A 15,220-nucleotide genomic window follows, 5' to 3' on the forward strand; every position below is an offset into this window, starting at 1 on the left:
ATACGGGCACCATGCTGACAGCGTGGTGTCAGCATGGTCCGGGTATGCAGCAGTTATTTGAAAGGCAGCGAAAATGAGGCGGGGCGATAGGTTGTTCGAGATAATCGAGATCATGAGATCCGCGCAGAAACCAATATCGGCGGCACGTATCGCCGAAGAGTTGGGCGTGGTTAAGCGGACAGTCTATCGCGATGTTGCGACGCTGATTGCGCAGGGCGTGCCAATCCAGGGCGAGGCGGGTGTTGGCTATGTGCTGGAGCCGGGGTTTCATATGCCGCCCCTGATGCTGACCCCGAACGAGATCGCGGCAGCCGTTCTGGGCGCGCAATGGGTGCAGACCCGCGGTGAGCCTGAACTCGCCCGCGCCGCCGCGAAACTGATTGCCAAGATCGCGGCGGTGTCACCCGATCACGCGCAAATGTCCTTTGTCGCACCTCCGACCAGCGTTGCACCCGTGTCCGCGGTTGCGGAAACCTTCGAAGCCGGTGACATGCGCCGGGCGATACACAACCGGGTGAAGGTTCGAATTGGGTACAAGGATAGCAACGGAGCGATGACAGAGCGTGTCATCTGGCCGATCCTGTTGGGCTATCGTGATGAAGGTCGGATTCTGGCGGCCTGGTGCGAACTGCGCGCAGGCTTTCGATACTTCAGGACCGAGCGGATCACGGAAGCCGACGTTCTGGAGGCGCAGATTCCGCGCCGCATGGACATTCTGAGAGCGGAATGGCGCAAAGCGATGGAGGCCGAGCGCCTTGGTTTCGAAAGCCGCGAACACCCGTGAACCCTTGGCGCCCGGTACGCGCGTTGCCGCTAACCCGCGGTGCAGCCCTGAATGTCGACCGCGTGTTTGCTGCCCAGAATGGTGATGCGCATGGCGCTGCGGTTGACGGCAAAGGGACGGCCTGAGTTGTGCATCATCTGCGCCGTGGCGTTCAGGACGTTGCCCTGTCGTGAGGTTTGCGCCTCGGAGGTCCAGACGCCCGGGATGTTCGGCTCGATCACCGCGACTTCGGTGCCGCCCGACGAGGGAACCTGAACGCGCACGGTTACCTCCATGCCGTCATCCAGGGGGCGCAGCGCGCAGGTGGCTGTCACGACACCGGCTTCGCGGCGGGAAAACGGCGCCTGTGCCAGCGCGGCGGCGAGGGTCGGCACCGGTTTGACAGGAGCTGCATCCAGCGTAGTGTCAAAGTCGAGCCGGTGCGGCACGCAGATGTCCGAGCATACACCCAGGTCCATTTCACCGCGCAAGCGCACCGAGCGGCCCGGTGCCTTGGGTTGGATGTGCAGGGGGATCACCACGTGATCCTTGTAACCGATCGAGCGCATTCCGTTCTGGTGGAACACATGCGGTGTGGGCCATGTGATGTCGACGCGGCCCACGTTGCGCGCGCGGCTCCAGTCGAATTGCGGCGGAATGCCCGCATCGCCCGGCGCGCGCCAATAGGTTTTCCACCCCGGTTGCAACGTCAGATCCAGTCCCGCCACCATGCGCCCATCGGGCAGGGTCCAGCCCTGGATGATGCGCCCCGAAATCGGAGACTCCTGGGCCATGGCAGGGGACACGCCGGTCAGGGCGATCAGCGGGGCCAGCACGAAGGCTGCGAGGAATGCGCGGGTGTGGAACATGCCTGTTTTGTGACCTGTGCGTACAACATTGCCAAGTCACGTTTTCATCAGCCGATGTTTCGTATGATGCGGGAACTGCCCCTTGCACGTGGGCGACGCTATGCCCATTCTGGTAGTGAACACTTGGACAACAGCGGGATGGTAATGACGGATCACGGCATGGAACTGACGGGCAAGCTGCTGCTGGCGATGCCGGGTATGGGGGACATGCGGTTCGATCATTCTGTGGTCTTTTTGTGTGAACACTCCCCCAAAGGCGCGATGGGTCTGATCGTGAACAAGCCTGCGCAGGATCTGGCGCTGGGCGAGGTTCTGGAACAGCTCGACATCGCGGTGACCCCGGACGTGCGCCGGATGCCAGTGCATTTCGGTGGTCCGGTCGAGACCTCGCGCGGGTTTGTGCTGCATTCGGGGGACTATACCTCGCAGTTGCAGACGCTGAAGATTGGCGACGGTTTTGGCATGACAGCCACGCAGGATATCCTTGAGGACATCGGACGCGGGTCCGGTCCGGCGCAGTCGCTGATGATGCTGGGCTATGCCGGATGGGGGCCAGGACAGTTGGAGCAGGAGATACTGGCGAACGGCTGGCTGACCTGCGACGCGCGCAGCGATCTGGTGTTCGGCAACAGCACCGAGAAATGGCAAAGTGCGCTGAAATCCCTGGGTGTCGATCCACTGGGTTTATCGGGTACGGCCGGGCGGGCCTGATCCTGCGGCAGGGGGCAAAACCGTTGCGCGGGGCGTAACGCTCGTGCACTGATGCGCCATGAAAGCTTTGATTGTCTTTGTCGCCGGCCTGATCGTCTTTGGCGTGACCTTTGCCGGTTGGATTTACCTCAACGGACTGGGCTGCGGTATGAACCCGACCGGTTGCAGCGGGTTCTCGTTGAACTGGAGCGATTTCGAAGCGTTGCAGATTTTCCTGCCGACCTTTTTCCTTGGCGCTGTTTTGATGGTGTTGGGTGTTTGGATATGGTGGCGACGGTAAAGGGCGATTTCACCCTTTCGGGTCATCGCCAGTGCTGCTTCTAGAACCGTGGCCGCGGGCCAGATAGGTCGCTGATAGGTTGCAATGACAAGTGACCAAATGCGACCGGCACCGCGATATTTTCCGAACGGATAATCGTTCAATTGCTGAATTCCATGTTTCTTGTGATCTGCGGATAACATCCGAGTCGGTCCCGCTTCATCGAGATAAACACTATAAAATCAACGCATTATCCCGCTCCAATAATTTTACTGGACAGGTGTCCAAAATAGTCGTCCAATTTTCTTATCGGCACTGGGAGGCGCCGACTGAGGGAGGATTTTACCATGCCAACGCAAAAGTCGTTCGACTACGTCATCGTGGGCGGAGGGTCGGCGGGATCGACGCTTGCCGCGCGGTTGAGTGAGGACAGCCACGTTTCCGTGTGTCTGCTTGAGGCAGGCGGTCAGGGCGATCACATCCTGATCCGCGCCCCTGCGGGGGTTGTCGGGATGCTGCCGGGGCATGGCAAGATTTCCAATTGGGCCTTTCAGACGACCCCGCAGCCGGGATTGAACGGACGGCGCGGCTATCAGCCGCGCGGCAAGGCGCTGGGCGGATCCAGCGCGATCAACGCCATGCTATATGTGCGTGGCCACAAGTCGGACTATGACGATTGGGCCGCGCAGGGCTGTGAAGGGTGGGGCTGGGACGAGTGCCTGCCGTATTTCCAAAAGTCGGAGAACAACGAGAACGGGGCCGATGACCATCACGGCGCATCCGGCCCGTTGCAGGTGTCGAACCAGAAATCACCCCGTCCGATCACCCGCGCCTTTGTCGATGCGGCGACCGAATGCCAGCACCGCGAGGTGGACGATTTCAACACCGGCGACAACGAGGGTGTGGGCCTGTACCAAGTCACCCAGTTCCACGACAAGGCCCGCAATGGCGAGCGGTGTTCCGCGGCGGCGGCCTATTTGCACCCTGTCCAGAAAAGCCGCAGCAATCTGACGGTAATCACCGGTGCACATGCCACCAAGATCGTGATGGAAGGCAAGCGCGCGGTCGGGGTTGCGTACCGGCAAAAGGGTCAGGATCACGAGGTGCGCGCGACCCGCGAGGTGCTGCTGTCAGGGGGCGTTTTCAACTCGCCGCAGTTGTTGATGCTGTCGGGGATCGGGCCGGAACAGGAAATCCGCCGTCACGGAATTACGGTGCTGCACGACCTGCCCGGCGTGGGCAAGAACCTGCAGGACCATCTTGATTTCATTCTGGCCTGCAAATCCAAGGACACCGACAATTTCGGCATCGGTCTGGCGGGCACCATCGGTCTGACCAAGCATATCCTGAAATGGCGCAAGGATGGCACCGGCATGATCGCCACGCCCTTTGCCGAAGGGGCGGGGTTTCTGAAAACCGATCCGGCGCTGGACCGGCCCGACATCCAGTTGCACTTTGTCATTTCCATTGTGGACGACCACGCGCGCAAGCTGCACCTGGGCTATGGCTACAGCCTGCACGTCTGCGTGCTGCGCCCCCATGGCCGCGGCGAGGTGTTTCTGGAAAGCGCCGATCCGATGGCGGCTCCGGGCATCGACCCGAAATTCCTGTCCGATCCGCGTGATCTGGAACGGCTGATCAAGGGGGCCAGGATGGCGCGTGAAATCCTGCAAGCGCCGGCGATGAAGAAATACTGTCACAAGGAACTGTTCGGCGTGACCGACAACATGACCGACGCCGAATGGGAAAGCCACATTCGCGCCCGTGCCGATACGATCTACCACCCCGTGGGCACCTGCAAGATGGGTGTCGACGACATGGCGGTGGTTGATCCGCAGCTTCGGGTGCGGGGAATTGACGGTCTGCGGGTGGTCGATGCCTCCGTGATGCCGACCCTGATCGGCGGAAACACCAATGCCCCTACAATCATGATCGCGGAACGCGCGGCCGATATGATCAAGGGCGATGTGACTGCAGCCGTGGCTGCGCAATGAAAGAGAGTACGATGAACGGAACAATGATGAGCCAACCGCTGACGATCTCTTCGCTGATCGCGCATGCGCAAACCTATCACGGTGGCACCGAGGTTGTGTCGGTTGAGACCGACGGGACGGTGGACCGATCGAACTGGGGTACGGTGGGGGCAAATGCACGCAGGTTGGCCCACGCTTTGGACAAGCTTGGGGTGGACGCGGGTGCGCGGTGCGGAACGATTGCCTGGAACAACCGACGCCATCTGGAAATCTATTTTGGCGTCGCTGGCAGCGGGCGGGTGACGCACACGTTGAACCCGCGCCTGACGCCCGAGCAGATGATTTATATCATCAACCACGCCGAGGATCAGGTGATGTTCCTGGACCGGACTTTCCTGCCGGTGGCGGCCAAGCTGGGAACGCATCTGAAATCGGTGAAACATTTCATCCTGTTGGGACCGCGTGACGACGAAGCTGCCGGAATGGTGGACGGGTTGCTCTTTTTCGATGAACTTCTGGAAACAGGCGATGCCGGATACGATTGGCCGGTGCTGGACGAAAACACACCTGCCGCGCTGTGCTATACCTCCGGGACGACGGGCAACCCCAAGGGTGTGCAATATACGCATCGGTCAACGGTGCTGCATTCGATTGCGGGCAACCAGCCGGACGGGATGGCGATTGCCGCGCGTGACGTGGTCATGCCGGTGGTGCCGATGTTCCACGTCAACGCCTGGGGCGTGCCCTATGTGGCGGCACACACCGGTGCAAAGCTGGTCTTGCCGGGGCCGCAACTGGACGGTGAAAGCCTGGCCCGGCTGATCGACGCCGAGCAGGTCACCCTGTCACTTGGCGTGCCGACAATCTGGATGGGATTGCTGGCGGGGCTGGAAAAGACCGGCCTGAAGGCCGCGTCAATGACCCGTACAGTGGTGGGCGGATCGGCCTTGCCGCCCTCCATGATCGCGGCATTCCGTGACAAATACGACGTGGAACTGATCCACGCCTGGGGGATGACCGAAACCTCGCCGCTGGGGACGTTGAACCAGCTTTTGCAAAAGCACACAGGGCTGAGTGTCGACGCCCAGGCGCGCCTGCGCGAGGGGCAGGGGCGGCCGCCCTATGGTGTGGAACTGAGGATTGTGGACGAAGACGGTAAGGAATTGCCGCGCGATGGCAAGACGCAGGGTGAATTGCAGATCAGGGGGCTTTGGATCGTTGAAAGCTACTTCGGTCAGGACAAGACCGCGCTGACCGAGGACGGCTGGTTCGACACCGGCGATGTGGCAACGCTGGATGCAGATGGGTTCATGATCATCCGCGACCGTTCCAAGGATATCATCAAATCGGGTGGCGAATGGATTTCGACGGTCGAGCTTGAGAACATCGCCATCGCACACCCGCAGATCGCCAACGCTGCCGCTATCGCTGCGCGGCACAAGAAATGGGACGAGCGCCCAGTGGTGCTGGCCGTGCCGGTTGTGGGCGCCAATCCGACCGAGGCGGAGGTTCTGGCCGCATACGATGGCAAGGTTGCAAGCTGGCAGGTGCCGGACCGGGTGATCTTTGTCGAGGAGCTGCCGCTGGGCGCCACCGGCAAGGTGCTGAAAAACAAGCTGCGTGAAACCTACGGCGACGTCCTGATGGAGGACGGGGGAACATGAACCAGATAGCACAGGACATCATTCCCGATTTCAGCGTCATTGACACCGCACTTGGCGCGTTGTCCCGGGGAAAGGACGCTTGGGCCCAGACCCCCATTGCCGAACGCATTGAAATCCTGTCCGAGATCAAGGATCGCTTGATGGAGGTGTCCGAAGGTTGGGCCGAAACGGCAGCGCGGCACAAGCTGATCCCGTCAGGCTCTCCGCTGGTGGGCGAGGAATGGCTCTCGGGGCCTTATGCCGTGATGTCGGCGTGCAACGGCTTGATGCAGACGCTGTCGCAGATGGAGGGCAAGGCGTTTCTGTCCCATTTGCCGACGCGACAGACGGCGAACGGGCAACTGTCGGTGCGCGTGGTGCCGCATTCGATCTGGGACCGGTTGCTTTTGTCGGGTGTGACGGCGGATGTCTGGATGCAGCCCGACGTCACAGCGCAGAGCCTGCCGCAACACACGGCGCAGGCCTATGACACGCCGCCCGCGCAGAGGCAGGGCAAGCTGGCGCTGGTGCTGGGCGCAGGCAATATCGCGTCCATCGCGCCGCTGGATGCCTTTCAAAAGCTGTTTGCCGAACATCAGGTGGTTGTCCTCAAGATGAACCCGGTGAACGATTATCTGACCGAATACCTTGAGGCCGCGCTGAAGCCGTTGATCGACCGCGACGCGCTGCGCATCGTGCGCGGCGGGGCCGAGGTGGGCGGCTATCTGTGCAACCATCCGCTGGTTGAGGAAATCCACATCACCGGTGCCGCTGCCTCGCACGACATGATCGTCTGGGGCGTGGGTCAGGAAGCCGTGGAGAACAAGCGGGCCGGAACGCCGAAGATCGACAAGCCGATCACCTCGGAACTGGGCGCGGTCTGTCCGACGATTGTGGTGCCGGGCCACTGGAGCGAGGCTGACCTGCAGTTTCAGGCCGAGCATCTTGCGACGCAGAAACTTCACAACTCGGGTTTCAACTGTGTGGCCTGCCAGATGCTGATCCTGCCCGCCGACTGGCCGCAGAAGGACAGGCTTTTGGACAAGCTGCGCGCGGTGATGGCCGGGCTGGATGCACGGCAGGCCTATTATCCGGGGGCCGAGGGACGGATGCAAGATTTTGCCGATCATGCACTGCAGGCCGACCGGTTCGACCGTGGCGCAGCCCCCGCCTGTATCGTCGCGCCTGCGGATGCGGATGGCTGGTTTGCGCGCAACGAGGTCTTTGCCCCTGCCTTGTCCACGCACGAGATCGGGGGCAACGATCCGGCGGCCTATCTGGTCGCAGCGGTGCGCTATGCCAATGAAACACTCAGCGGTACACTGGGGGCCAACATCCTGATCCACCCCGCCACGATCCGGCAGATCAGGCGCAAACGGTTCGAGGAAATCATCGCTGACCTGCACTATGGCACCATCGCGATCAATGCGTGGACCGGGCTGGCGTTTCTGTCGACGGCTTGCCCTTGGGGCGCGTTTCCCGGGCACACCCTGCAGGACGTGTCGAGCGGGATCGGATTTGTGCACAACACGTTCATGTTCGACGCGCCCGAGCGGGTGGTGATCCGTGCGCCGTGGCGGCCCTTTCCACGCAACCTGCTTTCGGGTGGTATGACGCTGCTGCCGCGCCCGCCGTGGTTCGTGACCAACCGCCGTCAGCATGTGGTCGGCCGGTTGCTGACCCGCTTTCAACACCGGCCAAGCTGGTTTAAGTTGCCGGGAATTTTTATCAACGCCTTGCGGGGCTGACCGGACCTACGGGGCAAGATATTGACCAAGATTGATAAAATTGAACGTCTGAGCCAGCAAGCCGATGCAAAATCCGCAAAGCGGGCGCGCAAAAAACAGGAACTGGCCGATCACGCGATCACCGCGCTGAAACAGCTTGGCTATGCGCGCACCAGCCTGCGCGACATTGCCGCGATGTCGGGTGTCGCCGTGGGGACGCTGCATTATTATTTCGAGGACAAGGTCGACCTGATCGGCTTTTGTGTGCGGCGCTACAAGGTGGGGTTCGTGGCGCAGATGGACGACATCGTGCGGACCGGCGATGCGCCGGACGCACTGCTCGCGCGGTTCATCAAGCGGCTTGCCCTGTCGATCCGCCGCGATGCCGAAACGCACAGGCTGTGGTATGACGTACGGTCACAGGCGATGTTCGATCCGGCTTTCGAAGAAGTGGTCTTCGAGATCGAGGCGGCGATGATCGCGCTGGTGGTGCGGTTGCTGGACCGGCTGGGCCAGCCTGCGGATCAGGCGCGGGCGCAGGCCGTGTACCTGATACTGGATGCGGCATTCCGCTTTCATTTGCAGCGGTATCTGGCCGGGGACACGGATGCGCCGTCGGCGTTCGAGGCGCAGGTGTCCGCGCACTTCGGGACAGTGGTTTAGGGGGCTCTGCCCCCGCGCCTTGTGGCGCTCCCCCGGAGTTTGTCCAGCAAGATGAAGGATCTCAGCGCGGCGCGGCGGCGCGTTTGAGCCGGTCGTTGATGGCAGCCCCCAGGCCTGTGGCCGGGATCGGGGCGACAGCGATGGGTTTGCCGGTGCGGTCAAGCTGGTGCAACGCGTCGAACAATGTGGCGGCGGCCTCGGCGAGGTCACCCGAGGCGCTTAATGTCAAGTCACCCTTGATCTTGCCAAAGCCCAGCAGGACCTCGCCCGCCTGTGCGCTGGTGGCGTTCAGGCGCACCGTCGCACCGGGGGCGTAATGCGAGGCGAGTTGGCCCGGGGCGGTGATCGCGTCGCCCGCATCGCGGCTGACCGGGGTGCCAAGGGCTGCCTCGATGGCCTCGGCCGGCAGGCCGCCGGGGCGCAGCAGCGTGGGCGTGCCTGCCAGCGACAGGATCGTGCTTTCCACGCCCACGGGGCAGGGGCCGTCGTCCAGCACGGCGGCGATGCGGCCCGACAGGCCGTCGAGGACATGTTGCGCGGTTGTGGGGCTGATGCGGCCCGACACATTGGCCGAGGGGGCGGCGACGGGCATCTGGGCGGCGTTCAGCAGCGCCTGTGCCGTGGGATGCTGCGGCACGCGTACGGCCACGGTCTCCAACCCCGCGGTGACCAGCGACGACAGGCCGTGACCGCGCGCCAGCGGCAGCACAAGTGTCAGGGCACCGGGCCAGAAGGCGGAGGCCAGCCGGTCGGCGGTGTCGGTCCACTCCACCAGCGCGCGGGCCGTGTCCACATCCGGCACATGCACGATCAGCGGGTTGAAGCTGGGGCGGCCCTTCGCGGCATAGATGCCTGCCACTGCCTGCCCGTTGCGCGCGTCTGCGCCCAGCCCGTACACTGTCTCTGTCGGAAAGGCGACTTGCGCGCCCTCAGCCAGCAGGGCGGCGGCGCGGGCGATGCCGTCGGCATCGGGGTGCAGGTGGAGGGTTTTGGTCTGGTTCATGTGATCCGTGCGTGACGCCGCGTTGATGTTGCCTTAGAGGGGCGGGAAAGCCCATGTTACCGCGCAAAGCTGCCCCCGTCGCCCGCATTAATGACCGCGCTGGGCATTGCCAAGGGTGCGGCGTAATTCTGAGGAGTTTGCACATGCCCTATCGCGCCCCTGTTGATGATTTCACCTTCTTGTTTGATCACGTGGTCGGATTGGACCAGGTGCGCGCCACCGAACGGTTCGAGGAGGCCAGCAGCGATGTGACCGCCGCGATCCTGACCGAGGCCGGGAAAATGTGCGAAGAGGTGATGGCACCGCTGCAACGCAATGGTGATCTCAAGCCTGCGCACCTGGAAAACGGAGTTGTGCGGACCTCCCCCGGCTTTGCCGAAGGGTTCAAGGCGATTGCCGATGGCGGCTGGATCGGGATCACCGCGGACCCCGAGCATGGCGGCATGGGATTGCCGATGGCGCTGAACACCGCCGTGAACGATATGATGAGCGCGTCCTGTCTGGCGCTGCAACTGGCGCCATTGATGGGGCAGGGCCAGATCGAAGCGCTGGAGCATCACGCCAGCGACGCGCTCAAGGAAACCTATCTGCCCAAGCTGATCAGCGGTGAGTGGACCGGCACCATGAACCTGACCGAGCCGCAAGCGGGATCGGACGTGGGCGCGCTGTCGACCAAGGCCGAGGACAACGGCGACGGGTCGTTCAGCATCACGGGCCAAAAGATCTATATCACCTGGGGCGACAACGACTTTGCCGCCAATGTCTGCCATCTGGTGCTGGCGCGTCTGCCGGGCGCACCTGCGGGCACCAAGGGGATCAGCCTGTTCCTGGTGCCCAAGTATATCCCAGACGCGGACGGCAACCCCGGCAAGGCCAACAGCCTGAAGGTGGTCAGCCTGGAGCACAAGCTGGGCCTGCACGGCTCGCCCACCTGCGTGATGCAATATGACGGTGCCCAAGGCTGGCTGGTCGGCCCCGAACAGGGTGGCATGGCGGCGATGTTCACCATGATGAACAACGCACGGCTTGGCGTCGGCACGCAGGGCGTCGGCATCGCCGAAGGCGCGTTCCAGCATGCGCTGGCCTATGCGCTGGACCGCAAGCAGGGCAAGACCCAAGGCCCGACTGGCAGCATCGTCGACCACGCCGACGTGCGCCGGATGCTGGCGTCGATGAAAGCGGACGTGTTCGCCGCCCGCGCCATTGCGCTGTCCTGCGCCGTGGCGATCGACATGCACACCGCCACGGGCGCGCCTGAATGGAAGGCACGCGCGGCGTTCCTGACGCCAATTGCCAAGGCTTTTGGCACCGATGTGGGGATCGATGTGGCCCAACAGGGCGTGCAGGTGCACGGCGGCATGGGCTTTATCGAGGAAACCGGCGCGGCGCAGTTCTGCCGCGATGTGCGCGTGACCTCGATTTACGAGGGCACCAACGGCATTCAGGCGATGGACCTTGTCGCGCGCAAGATGATGGATGGCGGCGAGGCGGCCCACGCGCTGATCGATGCGATCGAGGAACAGGCCGAGGCGGCCCGCGAACGCTTCCCCCGTATGGGCGAGGCGGTGTGGCAGGCGTCGGAGAACCTGCGCGAGGCGACCGAATGGCTGGTGTCGCAAAAGGACATGGAAGACCGCTTTGCCGGTGCGGTCCCTTACCTGCGCGCCTTTGCGCGGGTGCTGGGCGGTCATTTGCACCTGAAGGCGGCGCTGGCCGATGCAGTCGGCGGGCCACGCGAAAAGCTGGCGCGATTCTACATCCAGCGTTTGCTGCCCGAGCATGAAGGGTTGCTGGTTTACGCCCAGGCGGGTGCCAAGGCGCTGATGGCGCTGAGCGCTGACGAGTTGGCCGCCTGATGGCAGATGGTGCGCCCCAGGGGCTGAGATATCCGTGGCCCGAGCCGCCCGAACACGGCACCGCCGTCGAAGTGGCCGAAGGCGTGTTGTGGTTTCGTCTGCCGCTGCCGATGAAGCTGGATCACGTCAATATCTATGCATTGGATGACGGCGACAGCTGGACGGTGATCGACACCGGCTTAGACAATGGCAAGACCCGCAGGCTGTGGCAGGAAATGATGGCCGGTCCCTTGGGGGGCAAGCCTGTGGGCCGCGTGATCGTCACGCATCACCACCCGGACCATATCGGGCTGGCGGGCTGGTTCCAAAGTGAGTTCGGAGCCGAAGTCGTGACAACGCGGACCGCTTGGCTGATGGCGCGGATGCTGGTTCTGGATGTTCAGGAGACCCCCTTGCCCGAAACGCTGGCGTTTTATCGCAGCGCGGGGATGGACCCGGACCTGTACCAGAAACGCGCGGGTGAGCGGCCGTTCAACTTTGCCGATATCGTCGCTCCCATCCCGCTGGGTTATACCCGTATCCAGCAGGGTCAGACGATCCGCATCGGCGGGCGCACCTGGGATATTCACATGGGCAACGGCCATGCGCCGGAACATGCGACCTTCTGGAGCCGTGACGACAACCTTGTGCTGTCAGGCGACCAGATCCTGTCGTCGATCAGCCCAAATGTGGGCGTGCACGCGACCGAACCCATGGCCGACCCGATTGGCGAATGGCTGGAGGCTTGCGCGCGGCTGGAGCCGTTGGCGCGGCCGGATCATCTGGTTCTGGGTGGGCACAAGTTGCCCTTTACCGGACTGCCCACGCGGATGCGCCAGTTGATCGACAATCACCACGGCGCGTTGAAACGGCTGCTGGAGTATATCGACACACCCAAATCGGCCACCGAATGCTATGCGCCTTTGTTCAAGCGCAAGATCGGCGAGGGCGAATACGGGCTTGCGATGGTTGAAGCCTTTGCGCATTTGTCGCACCTTCACCAGACGGGACTGGCCACGCGCACGTTGCGTGACGACGGGGCTTGGGTCTTTCAAAAGGCGTAAGGGGTGACGATGGACGACGAGATCAAGACGACCGCCGAGGCGATCGAGGCCGATGTGATGCCTCGCCTCTATGAGGTGCATAGCAACCCTGATGCCGCGAACGCCAAGGACCAGCCGGTCCCCAAGGGCATCACCGGAAAACCGGCCAGCCAGAAAAGCCCCGCGCAATGGGCCTATGAGCGGCTGGCGCTTTATATCAAGAACTTCGAGCAGCAACTGGACAACGAACACGAGGTCGCCATGGGCTTTGCGGGTGGTGACGCCGGTGTTCTGCGGATCGAGGGAATGGGGTACTTTGACCCGGACGTGATTACCTTTTACGGCTCTGATCCCACAGGGGCCCGCACACAACTGATCCAGCATGTAACCCAGCTGAATGTCCTGTTGCGCGCCCTGCCCAAGGCCGTCGAGCAAGAGGCCCCCAATCGCATCGGCTTCCGGCTGGCCCAGGCGCTGGACGAAGGCACGGAACAGGGCTGAGGGGAATGCACCCTGCGCGCCATTGACACCGTGACAGGGCCACGCAAATGCAGTAACCAGCGGCCAAAGTGGATCAACCCAGACAAACAGGAGCCTGACCGATGGCAGACCATAAACACGGCGAGATGGACATCAAGGTGCAAGAAGACACGTTTAACGGCTTCATGGCATGGACCAAATGGAGCGTCATCGTGATTCTCGCGGTGCTGGTTCTGATGGCGATTTTCATTTCCTGAGCCTTTGAACCCCTTGGCCAAGACCACCGGAGACTGACCCCATGCGTTCGATCCTGATTGCCCTGTCGCTGATTGCAGGGCTGGCGGGCTGTGCCATCAAGCCGGTGAACGATTCGCCAGCCGAAGTGATTGCCGCCAGCGCCTATCGCGACCCTTCGGCACCGTCATTGACGCTGTTGACCGTGGTCAACAACCGCTCGGGCAGCGGTGGGCATTCGGCATTGGTGGTGAACGGTTCGCAACGGGTGATCTTTGACCCGGCTGGATCGTACAAGCATCCGCGCGTGCCGGAAAAAGGTGACGTTCTGTACGGGATCACGCCTGCGGTTCTGCAAAGCTACAAAAGCGCCCATGCGCGCAGCACCTATCATGTGGTCAGCCAGACGGTCCCCGTGACCGCCGAACAGGCCGAACGGGTGCTGCAACTGGTGCGTGGCTATGGCAACGTCGGTGACGCCCGCTGTGCGCAGGCAACCACGGATATCCTGACGCAGGTCCCCGGGTTCCAGGGCATCAAATCGACGTGGTTCCCGGCCAAGCTGATGGATCAGTTCGGTGCGCTTCCGGGCGTCGTGACTGACAAATATTACGAGAACGACGAAGGCGATATCGTCGACGGCGTGGCCAATATCCAGCTTTGATCTTGGCGGCAGGTGGCGAACGTCGCGCACCATTGACTCGATGCACCAGGTTTTCTGAATCCTATCAACGCGCCGCGCCACGCAATATTGGCCCAAACCGGTCCTTCAATACGGTTTGGGCCAAAGGTTTGCTGTGCGGCGGCCTGCGGCCTTGATCCCGCGCGGGGGATTGCGGAAAGGGCTCTTTCCTGCCCTTCGCTGCGATCTGCGTGACGCTCCGGTGCTCGCGTCTCTAGTCAGTCGATGGCGCAAAGGTCAATTTCGTCTGACGTCGCACAGCACGGCGGTGACAAAGCCGCCCGCCGCTTATCCCATGATCAGGATATACAGCGTCAGCACCGCGGCACCGGACCCGATCGCCGCCAGCACGTTCTTGGTTTTTGCACCCACCGCCACAGCCACAAGCGCCGCAACCAGCCGGCCCGGTTCGGGTCCGGTGCCTGCTTCGTTCGAGAAGGCCACCAGCGGCGTTACCATCGCAGGCAGGATTGCCACCGCGGTATAGCGCAGGTGGCGCAGCAGCCAGGGTGGCAGGGGACGGTCACCGACCAGTCCCAGAAACGAAAAGCGCAGCAGAAAGCTGCCCACGCCCAGCGATATGATGACAATCCACAGGGTCAGGGTGCTCATGTGCGGCGCTCCATCCACAGTTCGGCCTGTGCGCCCGCGATCATGCCGGCGGCGCCCGCGATGATCAGCCCCAGCGACCACGGCACAGAGGCGGCAAACAGGCTGACGACGACAGCCGTAAAGGCCGCGATGACATGGGGCAGGGTGCGCAGGGCCGGGGCGACCATGGCCAGGAATGCAATCGGCAGGGCGAAATCAATCGGGATCTGTGGCGGCAGCGCGCTGCCGATGATCGCGCCAGCCAGGCTCGCACCATACCAGACCGACATCACCAATATGCAGGTGCCCATGTAATAGCCCATCCGCTCGGACACGGTCATCGCAGGCTCGGCCTCGAACTTCTGATGGCTCAGCGCATAGCTTTGATCGACCAGCAGATAGGCCGCAAAAACCCGTTGCCACATCGGCGCGCGGCCCAGATAGGGGGTGAGGGCGGCGGAATACATTGCCACCCGCAGGTTCACCGCCAGCGCCGAGATGATGACGACAACGGTGGGTGCATTTTCCTGCATCAGTTGCAGCGCGGTGAACTGTGCTGCTCCTGCGATCACGGCCAGCGAAAAGGTCATGACCTCGAACAGGTTCAGCCCCGCCTCGGTGGCGATCACGCCAAAGAGCAGGGCAAAGGGACCTGCAACAAGTGTAAAGGGGGCGCTGTCGCGGACGCCGCGCCAAAAGGCCGTTTTCGGTGTGGTGGTGGACATTGTGAAACCTTAGTGTTGG

The 15,220-nt window shown here is 62.6% G+C and carries 16 protein-coding genes; 12 read left to right on the plus strand and 4 right to left on the minus strand.

Annotated features, from left to right (window positions below):
• Nucleotides 1–73: 73 nt before the first annotated feature.
• On the plus strand, nt 74–784 hold the full coding sequence (locus tag BUC08_RS09850; RefSeq protein ID WP_037924282.1) for a helix-turn-helix transcriptional regulator: 711 nt from the start codon (nt 74–76) through the stop codon (nt 782–784).
• 29 nt (nt 785–813) lie between these two features.
• Here BUC08_RS09850 and BUC08_RS09855 read toward each other — a convergent pair whose 3' ends face one another.
• Nucleotides 814–1,632: a protein-disulfide reductase DsbD domain-containing protein gene (locus tag BUC08_RS09855; RefSeq protein WP_037924277.1), complete on the minus strand. Its 819-nt coding sequence runs from the start codon at nt 1,630–1,632 to the stop codon at nt 814–816.
• 159 nt (nt 1,633–1,791) lie between these two features.
• Here BUC08_RS09855 and BUC08_RS09860 point away from each other — a divergent pair, with 159 nt between their 5' ends.
• The 6 genes from BUC08_RS09860 to BUC08_RS09885 all read left to right on the plus strand — a co-directional run bounded on the left by BUC08_RS09860 (nt 1,792) and on the right by BUC08_RS09885 (nt 8,608).
• Nucleotides 1,792–2,343: a YqgE/AlgH family protein gene (locus tag BUC08_RS09860; RefSeq protein WP_037924674.1), complete on the plus strand. Its 552-nt coding sequence runs from the start codon at nt 1,792–1,794 to the stop codon at nt 2,341–2,343.
• Between the two features lie 58 nt (nt 2,344–2,401).
• Entirely contained in the window at nt 2,402–2,623 is a 222-nt protein-coding gene (locus tag BUC08_RS09865) for a hypothetical protein (protein ID WP_037924275.1), read from the plus strand.
• 326 nt (nt 2,624–2,949) lie between these two features.
• Complete coding sequence (locus BUC08_RS09870; RefSeq protein ID WP_037924272.1) at nt 2,950–4,596, plus strand: GMC family oxidoreductase; 1,647 nt, start codon at nt 2,950–2,952, stop codon at nt 4,594–4,596.
• An 11-nt stretch (nt 4,597–4,607) separates the two neighbouring features.
• The gene (locus tag BUC08_RS09875) at nt 4,608–6,239 is read left to right on the plus strand and encodes a long-chain-fatty-acid--CoA ligase (protein ID WP_037924269.1); all 1,632 of its coding nucleotides are present in this window, start codon (nt 4,608–4,610) and stop codon (nt 6,237–6,239) included.
• A complete protein-coding gene (locus BUC08_RS09880) occupies nt 6,236–7,966 on the plus strand; it encodes an aldehyde dehydrogenase family protein (RefSeq protein WP_051694130.1) in 1,731 nt (576 codons plus the stop codon). The genes BUC08_RS09875 and BUC08_RS09880 overlap by 4 nt, the downstream gene beginning before the upstream one ends.
• A 21-nt stretch (nt 7,967–7,987) precedes the next feature.
• A complete protein-coding gene (locus BUC08_RS09885; RefSeq protein WP_051694128.1) occupies nt 7,988–8,608 on the plus strand; it encodes a TetR/AcrR family transcriptional regulator in 621 nt (206 codons plus the stop codon).
• Between the two features lie 61 nt (nt 8,609–8,669).
• Here BUC08_RS09885 and BUC08_RS09890 read toward each other — a convergent pair whose 3' ends face one another.
• Nucleotides 8,670–9,611: an L-threonylcarbamoyladenylate synthase gene (locus BUC08_RS09890; RefSeq protein WP_037924267.1), complete on the minus strand. Its 942-nt coding sequence runs from the start codon at nt 9,609–9,611 to the stop codon at nt 8,670–8,672.
• Between the two features lie 143 nt (nt 9,612–9,754).
• Between BUC08_RS09890 and BUC08_RS09895 the strand changes: the two genes are divergently transcribed.
• The 5 genes from BUC08_RS09895 (at nt 9,755) to BUC08_RS09915 (ending at nt 13,867) form a co-directional block, all read left to right on the plus strand.
• Complete coding sequence (locus tag BUC08_RS09895; protein WP_037924264.1) at nt 9,755–11,467, plus strand: acyl-CoA dehydrogenase; 1,713 nt, start codon at nt 9,755–9,757, stop codon at nt 11,465–11,467.
• Complete coding sequence (locus BUC08_RS09900; RefSeq protein ID WP_037924262.1) at nt 11,467–12,510, plus strand: MBL fold metallo-hydrolase; 1,044 nt, start codon at nt 11,467–11,469, stop codon at nt 12,508–12,510. The genes BUC08_RS09895 and BUC08_RS09900 overlap by 1 nt, the downstream gene beginning before the upstream one ends.
• A 9-nt stretch (nt 12,511–12,519) precedes the next feature.
• The gene (locus tag BUC08_RS09905) at nt 12,520–12,990 is read left to right on the plus strand and encodes a DUF6173 family protein (protein ID WP_037924260.1); all 471 of its coding nucleotides are present in this window, start codon (nt 12,520–12,522) and stop codon (nt 12,988–12,990) included.
• 101 nt (nt 12,991–13,091) lie between these two features.
• Nucleotides 13,092–13,226: an aa3-type cytochrome c oxidase subunit IV gene (locus tag BUC08_RS09910; protein ID WP_037924258.1), complete on the plus strand. Its 135-nt coding sequence runs from the start codon at nt 13,092–13,094 to the stop codon at nt 13,224–13,226.
• 41 nt (nt 13,227–13,267) lie between these two features.
• The gene (locus tag BUC08_RS09915; RefSeq protein ID WP_037924255.1) at nt 13,268–13,867 is read left to right on the plus strand and encodes a hypothetical protein; all 600 of its coding nucleotides are present in this window, start codon (nt 13,268–13,270) and stop codon (nt 13,865–13,867) included.
• Nucleotides 13,868–14,173: 306 nt separating this feature from the next.
• Here BUC08_RS09915 and BUC08_RS09920 read toward each other — a convergent pair whose 3' ends face one another.
• Nucleotides 14,174–14,497: an AzlD domain-containing protein gene (locus tag BUC08_RS09920; RefSeq protein ID WP_037924253.1), complete on the minus strand. Its 324-nt coding sequence runs from the start codon at nt 14,495–14,497 to the stop codon at nt 14,174–14,176.
• The gene (locus BUC08_RS09925; RefSeq protein WP_037924251.1) at nt 14,494–15,201 is read right to left on the minus strand and encodes an AzlC family ABC transporter permease; all 708 of its coding nucleotides are present in this window, start codon (nt 15,199–15,201) and stop codon (nt 14,494–14,496) included. Before BUC08_RS09925 ends, BUC08_RS09920 begins: the two co-directional genes overlap by 4 nt.
• Nucleotides 15,202–15,220: the final 19 nt, after the last annotated feature.

Source organism: Pseudosulfitobacter pseudonitzschiae (genome assembly GCF_900129395.1).
Lineage (GTDB): Bacteria > Pseudomonadota > Alphaproteobacteria > Rhodobacterales > Rhodobacteraceae > Pseudosulfitobacter > Pseudosulfitobacter pseudonitzschiae.